Source organism: Embleya sp. NPDC059237 (assembly GCF_042754105.1).
Lineage (GTDB): Bacteria > Actinomycetota > Actinomycetes > Streptomycetales > Streptomycetaceae > Embleya.
In genome coordinates this window covers 130,276-138,456 of the sequence record NZ_JBHZAE010000010.1, presented here as the reverse complement: position 1 = coordinate 138,456, position 8,181 = coordinate 130,276, and the positions used below count along the sequence as shown (strand labels likewise).

The window sequence follows — 8,181 nt, the reverse complement described above, 5'->3', positions numbered from 1 at the left end:
GACCCGCTGACCGTGCCGTCAGGCGCCATGCCGCGCCGACCGCGACGCTCCACGCCATGCCACGCCGTGCCGTCGGCATTCGGCCCACCGCATCCGCTCGTCGGGTCCGCCCCGACCCGGCTGAGCAGACGAACCCGCATGCCGTACTCCGCCGAGTAGTCCGCGCCGGCTCCGGCCCAGCCATCCCGACGTGGCCTGACCAGGCCGTCCGGCACACCCCGTATCAACACGGCCTGACCCGGTACTTCGGCCAGTCTGGCCCGACGCGACCTTGCGCGCTCGCCCCGTCCGGTCGCTCCGCTCTACATCAGGCAGCCTGCCGTGGGGTCCCGGCCCAGGTGGCCTCTCCCGTCCAGGTCGTCGGTCTCCGGTCCGTCCGCTTTGTGGCGGGCGGTGTTGTGCGCTGGGCGGTACGGGTGGGCGCGCCCCGGGCGATCAGGGAGCGGGAACTCGGCCGGCCATTCGCGTGCCGGGCCTCGTGTTTTGCTCATCCGGGAGTGTCCCGTGTGGGGGACGGTGGGGCGGGAGAGGCGAGCAGCGGCGAATAGGGCGACATTCGGACCGCACGTCGTATGTGCCGTCGTGCCGCCGGATGTTCGCCGGATCGCTCTGTCGGTCCCGAGAGCCGCCGTACGTGCGCTCGCCGGATCGTGTGTGCCTACCGCCCGGAGATCCCGGCACAGGGCCGCCGAGAGACTGTCCCGGCCACGGATCCATCCGCCGTTGCGTTGCGTGTTGCGACCACATGCCGAGTCGTTGTCGGATCCGCACGCCCGCGCGTTCGTCCACGGAGCCTTCGTGCGTGCCGTGGTCTGAGCGTTCCGCAGCCTTGTCCGCCCGGTGCACCGTAGCCGGATCGTGTGTGGGAGTGTCGGAGCGCACCACAGGCAGACCGGCCCGAAGGCAGGCCCGCCCGGAGATTCGGCCGTCCACCGCGCGGTTCGTGGACAGACCGATCGGCCCACCCGCCGACACAGCCGATCGGCCACCCACCCACCGCTACACCGAGACGCCCATTGCTCCGGCCGCCCGCCCGTCGCTGCGAACGTAGAACGGTCCGCCCGCAGGACCACCCGTTCGTCCGACCGTCGAGCCATCGCTCCGTCCGAACGAACGCCTGCCCATCGTTCCGCACACAGGAACACCCAGCGTCCCGCACGCCGACCGGCCCGTCGCTCGTTCGCTCCGGCCGCCTGTCCGCCTACCCGTCCACCCCACCACCCCTCCACACGTACGTACGGCCGACCACCCGTACGCCCGTAGTTCGATCCATCCGCAGAGCCATCCAGCCATAGTTCCGGCCACAGATCCACCCGTACATCCATCCGCCCAGCGCAACGCCCGCCCGCACGTCCGTCGATAGATCTGCCCACCCACTCATACACCGCTCCATGCATCCGTACATAGAGCCGTTCACCCAGCGATAGATCCATCCGCACGCCCGTTGTTCGTTCTACACAGTCATCGTTTCGTTCGCACACCCAGAGATCCGCCCACCCATCTCGACACCCGCCCAGTCATCCGAACACAGCAACACCCACACCAACACCCGTTGCTATATCCATCCACTGATCCATCCGTACGTCCACACATCCGTAAACACAGCCGCACATTCACCGATCCATACGAACAAACACAGCTCCGTAGAGCCGTCCGCAGAGAGAGCCATCCATCCATCGATCCGCCCGTAGACCCGCCCACACAGAGGTACGCCCACCCATACGCCCACCCATACGCCCGAACATCCGCCGCAACAGACAGCCGCACACCCGCCCGCACAGCCGCCGTTTTAGTGTTGCAAGTCCGCGAACTTATTACGTCGTAGTGGAACGGACATATGGTGTTCTATCTCACCGAACATGTTGCCATGCAATTGAAGCAACAGTCTCTCGCACATCTCAAGGAATATTTGCCCGTGCGGATCGGCATGCATTAGGCGCTACATGATGCCGAACATGCTGCGTTGCATGAGTTGTGAACTTGTGAAACATGCAGGTCAGAAGGTGATATCCAGTACGTGCGAACGGCTCGCTGCCCTGCGGAGCACTCGTCGGAAAGTTGACTTCAAGGTTGCGAAGTCCATGGCCATCCTCCGCCTTCTCGGCTACTGGAGCGCCGAACCAGCGAAAGTTGGATCGTGTTGTCCGTGGTGATGATCTTGGAGTCAGGCCAGATGTTCATCTTGGCAGCAGGGCCCACTGACAGGAACGTTACTTGATGCTTGCAGCCGCGCGGACTGCGGGGCACGCGCCGATGGAGTGCCATGATTTCGTGCCCGGTTCAGGCGATACGAGCGGGGCATGACGACGGCCCGGAGGCCAAAGACGCTCCTTGAGTGGAGATGCAGGAGAGCGGTTGTGGCTCCCCAGGCTTGTTCCTGGCACTGGAGTGAGGTGATCTTCGGCCCAACGCTCGCTGCCGTCATGCGTGGTGGTGCCGAGTGCCGGAGCGCATGAAGCGGTGCCGGGTTAATCAATCGTCGTCTGGTGCTCTTCCTATGTCGAGCTGGTTGCCGACGAGATGGCTTCGGGGGGGGGTGCCGTGGGTGAGAGTGGTGAAGCACGTTTGCGTGCGATGTGCGCGACCAGTTGGGCTTTGGTGGCCGCGCCTCTGGGTGGTGGCGTGCCGAGAGTGGTCCGTTCGGAGGGTTCGGGATTGCTCTGGTGGTACGTGAGCTTGGTGTTGCTGGTCTTTGGTTGTCGTGCCATCCGGGGCTGTTGTGTTGATGCCGGGCAGTTCCATTCGCGTTCCGGCCTCCGCTCCCCCACCGGAATCTGTCCGCTTGAGCGCTGTTTGATCGGTCCAGATGAGTGGCTGCTGGGTCTGAACGAGCTGGGGTGCGGTTTTGGGAAGAGTCCGTCGGGATCAGGGAATCGCTCGGGGAAGGTGCCTGCGGTCCGGGAGTCCGACTTGGCGAGTCGTTGGACGCGTCGATGCGTTGTTCCCCGGGCGGCCCGGCGGTTACGTCTCTGTACGGGCCTGCCAGGGTGAGGACTTCTGCCGGCCAGGGATGGCCGAGCCTTCTGTGTGGACTTTGGCGGCGGCGTTGGGTGCTTCGTTGGGGACTCGGTGAGGTTGGCTGCGCCGATGGCCGGGTCACTTTGCGGATCCATGCGCGCGTTGGATGGGTCGCGCGTTGTGTGTGTTCGATGCAGGTTCCCCGGCATGTCGACGCTCCGAGTTCGGGCGCCGTAGCGGGGTGGTTCGTTGTTGGCTGCGGGGGCGTTGAGTGGGGATTTGGCCATCGTTGCTGCTGGCACCCCGTCTGACCTGCGCCTTTGCAGAAATTCCCTGGTGGGCCACGAAATCTCGCTGCCTGGCATGATTCGATGCGCATGATCTTTTTTGGCCCTTAGAACGCCGTCTGTGGCATCGTTGCAGGTCGGCGGCTTGTTCCGGCGGGGGTAAATGGCGTGCTGGGCCAGTATGGCTATGCGTCTCGGTGCGCCGGTCGGCTGGGTTGTGGGTCGGGTGGGCACGGGGTGCCTGTTGTGGGTTTTTGACCGGCTGATTGGTGATATGAGCATTTGAGTGTGATTCGTGCGCCGATTGCGGCTGTCCCCTGCCGACTGGCTTTTCACCGGGCGGCCGGATGATTTTGAAGTGCACCTCGAATGAGGAGAACCCACCGTGAGCAGTGCCCTCCCCCGCCCCGATCTCAGCGCGCGTCCGTATGGACTCACCGTCGAGCGTGTGATGCGGGCGGCGCCGGAGGTGGTGTATCCGGCGTGGACCGAGGGGTTCGATACCTGGTTCGCCGAGCCGGGCTTGATTCGCATGCGGGCCGTTGTCGGTGAGCCCTACGTGTTCGTGACTCGGCACGAGAGCGAACTGCACCCCCACTACGGTCGGTTCCTGGCTCTGGAGCCCTTTCGGCTTGTCGAATTGACCTGGGTTACCGGCGCCGCGGGCACCGCAGGAGCCGAAACCGTTGTCACCGTCGAGTTGGCGCCCGCTGCGGAGGGGGGTGGGACGCGGCTGCGTCTGGCGCATGCCGGTTTCTACGACCAGGGCGCGGCTGAGCGGCATGACGAGGCTTGGGCCCACCATGTTCTGCCCCATCTTGATGACGTTTTGGCAGGCCGGCAGGGGTAGTTGGGCCTGGCTGCCGTCTCCGTCCTGTGCGGGCATGGGCTCTGCGGTTGGTGATTGAGGATGTGATGTGGGGGCGGATTGTGTTGCTGAGGGCGACCGATCCGGGTCGTGGGGTGGGCTGTTCGGCTTGGGGTGGTGGCCAATGCCTGCGAGTTCGGCTTCCAGTTTTGATCAGGGGTCAGAGGAGGGTCTGGTCGAGGAATTCGCCCAGGACCCGGCCCGAGGAGCGGAGCATCGTGGTGTTGTCCGCCGGCGTCCCGATCTGCAGACGGTACAGGCCGCGCACGATGAAACCGTAGTGGCATAGCGCCGCGACGACATCGGTGCCGTAGCCCTTGCCGCGGGCGGCCGGGGGCAGTTCCGGTCCGATGTGCGCGGACCGGTTGTGGGTGTCGATGCCCCACAGCGTCGCCATGCCGACCAGCGTTGCGAACCGAGCGTTATCGGTCGCCATGGCCGGCCCTCCGCTCGCGAGTCGTTGACCACGTCGTATAGAGCTGCGGTTCGCAGGATTGGGATGTCGTCCTACGGGGCTGGGGATCGGGCGGGCGTGGTGGCGACCAGGTTGCTGCCGGCGGTTGTGCAGGTGTGGCGGGGGGACGGGGGGTGATCTGGGCGGCGAAGTCCCTGGTTTTCCAAGCCTGTTGGAACGTCCGGATCAGGCGCGTCGGGTGGGTCGCGTCACCGGGCTGGTCCAGCGTGACGAGATGGTCGGACCGGCGGTTGGCGGGGCTGCAGTGGGCGTGCATGGGCTGGCGCTGATTTGGGTGTTGGGGTCCTTTAGTGGCTCGGGATCCATTTGTTCACCGGGACTTGCGTCGGGTCTGGGTCGAGCCGGGCAGGTCAGGGCAGATGGGGCCGACGATCGTGTTCAACGGGGGGAGTCGGGGTGGTCGGGGTCCGGCCTTGAGTGGGAGGGGCGTGGTTTCGGGGGCTCGTTGGGACGGCTCTGCCCTTGTCGCTGTGCCGCAATGTCGGGCTGCGTTTGCCACCTGACATTTGGGCGGCTTGTTTTGTCATATCGGTTGGAACGTCGCATCATCCGCGAAGTCCGAAAGGGCCATGGAGGAGAACGATGAGGGACCTCGACCGGAAGCTTGAGAGCATCGCCGATCGGATCGAAATCGCCGCGCTGTGGGGTGAGTTCACCGATGCCGTGATGATGCGCGACTACGACCGCCTGGCGTCGTTGTTCGCGGACGACGGCGTGTGGCGGATTCCCGAGGCCCACGTGGAGTTCCGCGGTCGGCGGGAGATCCGGGCCGGGAGCGAGCGGTTGCAGGGCGCGTGGGAGTTCTTCGTACAGACCGTGCACCCCGGCGCGATCGAGTTGGACGGTGATACGGCGTCCGGCCGTGTGTACGTGCAGGAGCTTGGGCGTATGCGTGATGGCAGGTCCGGGTTGAACTACTCCCTCTATCGCGATTGCTACCGGCGTACCTCGGATGGGTGGAAGTTCGCGGAGCGGGTCTATGAGGTGCGGTATCTCGACACCGCGCCCTTGGCGGGCTCGGGCTGGTCGCCGGGTTCGGGTTCGGAGAGGGACGTGGTGGCTGCGCTGGAGGTCGAGGTGGAACTGGAGAGCGAGGGAGAGGGCGAGGGCGAGATGGAAGCGTCTTGACTGTGGTTTCGGCTGGTTCTGATGGCGCAGGGCTGCCGGTCTCGGTACACGGGCAATTTCCGGGCCTGGGCGAAGGTCGTTGCCGTGTTCGACGGGTGGTGGGGTGTGGTCTCGTACGGCGGCAGCGTGCGTGGTGCTGGGGTGGGTGCTTGTCTGCGTAGTGTGCCTGGGCCTTTGTGTGCCGCCGTCGCTCGTTTCCCGGTTGTCGGCGTGGAGAATTTCGGACACGCCGCTTGATACCGGTATCCGTACATCGGTGGGTTGGCCCGCCTCGGGCCATACCTGGGGCGGGCCGAGCTGCAGGTTTCCTACGCCGGCCGGTGGGCTGTAGAGCCCGTGGCCGCGCCGAACCACATGGGCAGGTGGCGGAGTAGTTCGCGCTGGTCGTCGCCGACCCACACCACGTGGCCATCGGGGCGCAGCAGGGCTGCCGGTACGTCGGGTTCCTTGCCTGGGTCGACGACGTGGTCGACCCGATCCGTCCAGCCCGTTACGGACAGCCGGCCGGTATGGTCGAGCAGCAGGCCGCGACCTCGGTGCATCCGTTCGTAGAGGCGGCCCTGTTCGAGTTCGACGTCCCGCAGTCGGCGGCCGAGTAGTTCGTGGCCCACCTCGCCGACGTCGTAGCGGATGTCGACGGCGGTGGTGATCCCGGTCAGGTAGCGGTTTGCCTCCTCGCAGTCCAACAGCCTCGAGAGCAGGTTCCGCAGCGCGGCGGCGCCCGGTTCGGTCCCGATGAGGGTCATCTGTGCGCGGGTGTTGTCCAGGACGCTCGCGCCGACCGGGTGGCGTTCGGCGTGGTAGGTGTCCAGCAGCCCTTGCGGTGCCCGGCCGTGGACCTCGGCGGCCAGCTTCCATCCGAGGTTGAACGCGTCCTGGATGCCGAGGTTGAGCCCCTGTCCGCCGGTCGGTGGGTGGACGTGCGCCGCGTCGCCGGCGAGCAGTACCCGGCCGACCCGGTAGTGCTCGGCCTGCCGTGTCGCGTCGCCGATCCGGGACAGGTGGCGGGGCGAGTGCACGCCGAAGTCGGTGCCCGCGATGTCGCGTAGCCGCTGCTTGAACTCCTCGAAGGTCGGGGCGCTGCGGTCCTCGGCCACCCCTTCGGCGGGTACCACGAAGCGATATACGCCCTTTTGGTGCTCTGTGTCGGGGATGGCGCCGAACCGCAACTGGAACTTGCGGACTTCCGTGACGACGGTGGCGATCGTCGCCGGGTCGTCGGTTGCCTCCATGTCCCCCAGCAGCGTTTCGATGGTGGAGGGTTCGCCGGGAAACGCGATCCCGAGTCGCTTGCGTACCGTGCTGCGACCGCCGTCGCATCCGACGACGTAGCGTGCGTGCAGAAACGTTCCGTCGGCTGTCTCGACGGATACTTGGTCGTTGTCCTGGCGTACGTCGACCACTGCGTGGCCGCGCCGGATCTCCGCGCCGAGTGCGAGGGCGTGTTCGGTGAGCAGGCGTTCGGTGACGGGTTGCGGGACGGTGAGGCCATACGGGTGCGCCGTGTCCAGCAGTTCCGGCCACTTCTTTTGGATGCCGCCGAAGAAGGCGCCGATCGAGAACTTGTCACCGGCCGCGAGGAATCGGTCCAGCAGGCCGCGCTGGTCCATGATCTCGACGCTCCGGGTGTGCAGTCCGCGTCCTCGGGAGCGGTCGGACGGCTCGGCCGACTGCTCCAGGACGACCGTGTGTACATCGTGCAGCCGCAGTTCGGCGGCCAGCATCAGACCGGTGGGTCCGCCGCCGACCACGATCACGTCAACCATCACAACGCCCATTTCACGAGATTGGATTCCGGCCGGGTGGGTCATTCTGCGGCGTGGCCGGGGCCTTGCCGCAAGGCCCCGGGGGCGCTATATGTTGAAGAGGGCAGGGAGAGCGATGGGATCTCTCCTCGCCCCTTTTTTATGCCTGGACCGAACGCGCCGTGGCCCGACATCGCAGGGTGTCGGGCCACGGCGCGTGTGGTGGGTGAGTCCAATTGGACTCGGCTCGGTTCGTCGGGCTTACCGGCGGCCCGCTACCGCGTCCACCTCGAAGAGCATGTCGGGGAGGGCGAGGGCGGCCACCCCGAGGAGGGTTTGGGTCGGCGGCTTGTCGCCCCAGATGCGGGTGATCACGGCGAGCAGGGCTTCGAGCCTGGCGTGGTCGTGGTCGACGATGTACGTGCCCAGTCGGACCACGTCGCGGAAGCCCAGGCCGGCCGCGGCCAGAGCGGTGCCCAGGTTGGCGAAGGACAGTTCGACCTGCGCTGAGAAGTCCGATGAGTCGACCGCACCGGTGGGGCCGGAGCCGTATTGGCCTGCGATGAAGACCAGGCCAGGGGCCGGGACGTCGACCACGTGGCTGTAGCCATAGGACACCGGGTTGTGCAGGTCGGACGGATTGGTGATGGTGAACGAGGTGTTGCTCATGGTCGAGGGCTCCTTGGTGCGGTGATGGTCGCGGTCGCGGTCGCGGTCGCG

Annotated in this window: 5 protein-coding genes and 1 pseudogene; 2 read left to right on the top strand and 4 right to left on the bottom strand. The window is 66.2% G+C overall.

What is annotated here, in order from left to right:
- Nucleotides 1–230, bottom strand: a 230-nt coding sequence (locus tag ACFXKZ_RS29090; RefSeq protein ID WP_380004026.1) for a hypothetical protein, incomplete at its 3' end; no start/stop codon positions are given.
- A 3,400-nt stretch (nt 231–3,630) separates the two neighbouring features.
- On the opposite strand from ACFXKZ_RS29090, the gene ACFXKZ_RS29085 reads away from it, so the two are divergent.
- Nucleotides 3,631–4,095 (top strand): SRPBCC domain-containing protein, encoded by a 465-nt coding sequence (locus ACFXKZ_RS29085; protein ID WP_380004025.1) that lies wholly within the window; start codon nt 3,631–3,633, stop codon nt 4,093–4,095.
- A 181-nt stretch (nt 4,096–4,276) separates the two neighbouring features.
- On the opposite strand, the pseudogene ACFXKZ_RS29080 reads toward ACFXKZ_RS29085, so the two are convergent.
- A pseudogene (locus ACFXKZ_RS29080) lies at nt 4,277–4,614 on the bottom strand (GNAT family N-acetyltransferase); the annotation flags it as partial.
- 556 nt (nt 4,615–5,170) lie between these two features.
- Between ACFXKZ_RS29080 and ACFXKZ_RS29075 the strand changes: the two are divergent.
- The gene (locus tag ACFXKZ_RS29075) at nt 5,171–5,716 is read left to right on the top strand and encodes a nuclear transport factor 2 family protein (protein ID WP_380004024.1); all 546 of its coding nucleotides are present in this window, start codon (nt 5,171–5,173) and stop codon (nt 5,714–5,716) included.
- Between the two features lie 308 nt (nt 5,717–6,024).
- Here ACFXKZ_RS29075 and rox read toward each other — a convergent pair whose 3' ends face one another.
- Together rox and ACFXKZ_RS29065 are read right to left on the bottom strand one after the other, a co-directional pair.
- Nucleotides 6,025–7,482, bottom strand: a complete 1,458-nt coding sequence (gene rox, locus ACFXKZ_RS29070; protein ID WP_380004394.1) for a rifampin monooxygenase — start codon at nt 7,480–7,482, stop codon at nt 6,025–6,027.
- A gap of 240 nt (nt 7,483–7,722) precedes the next feature.
- Nucleotides 7,723–8,130 (bottom strand): RidA family protein, encoded by a 408-nt coding sequence (locus ACFXKZ_RS29065; RefSeq protein ID WP_380004023.1) that lies wholly within the window; start codon nt 8,128–8,130, stop codon nt 7,723–7,725.
- Nucleotides 8,131–8,181 lie beyond the last annotated feature (51 nt).

What these genes read in the sequence shown, in the direction of transcription:
- rox (WP_380004394.1), bottom strand. Translation starts at nt 7,482, where the DNA reads ATGGTTGACGTGATCGTGGTCGGCGGCGGACCCACCGGTCTGATGCTG.
- ACFXKZ_RS29075 (WP_380004024.1), top strand. Translation starts at nt 5,171, where the DNA reads ATGAGGGACCTCGACCGGAAGCTTGAGAGCATCGCCGATCGGATCGAA.
- ACFXKZ_RS29065 (WP_380004023.1), bottom strand. Translation starts at nt 8,130, where the DNA reads ATGAGCAACACCTCGTTCACCATCACCAATCCGTCCGACCTGCACAAC.